Consider the following 350-nt stretch of genomic DNA (forward strand, 5'->3'; position numbering starts at 1 on the left):
CTCAATTTCCTGTTGGCCGGTGCGGCCTTCATACCCCTGGGCCTGTCCGCGGCACAGATCCAGAATGCGCGCCTGTGGCGTACCGGCGACAAGCTGCGCCTGGTGCTCGATCTCAGCGGCCCGGTGCAATACAAGACGTTTTCCCTGACCTCGCCCGAGCGGCTGATCATCGACCTGAGCGGGGCGAAGCTGACCGGCGATTTCAGCCAGTTGGCCTTGAAGAACACGGTGATCCGTTCGATCCGCTCCGGGCATTTCGGCCAGGGCGATACGCGGATCGTCCTGGACCTGGCGACGCCGATCCAGCTCAACAGCTTCCTGCTGCCGCCCCAGGACGGCCAGGGTCATCG

At 64.6% G+C, this 350-nt stretch carries 1 protein-coding gene; it reads left to right on the forward strand.

Annotated features, from left to right (window positions below):
- On the forward strand, positions 1-350 hold a 350-nt coding region (locus HX773_RS25705; RefSeq protein ID WP_218168376.1), incomplete at both ends, for an AMIN domain-containing protein.

This window comes from Pantoea sp. B9002 (assembly GCF_013385945.1).
Taxonomy (GTDB): Bacteria; Pseudomonadota; Gammaproteobacteria; order Enterobacterales; family Enterobacteriaceae; genus Pantoea.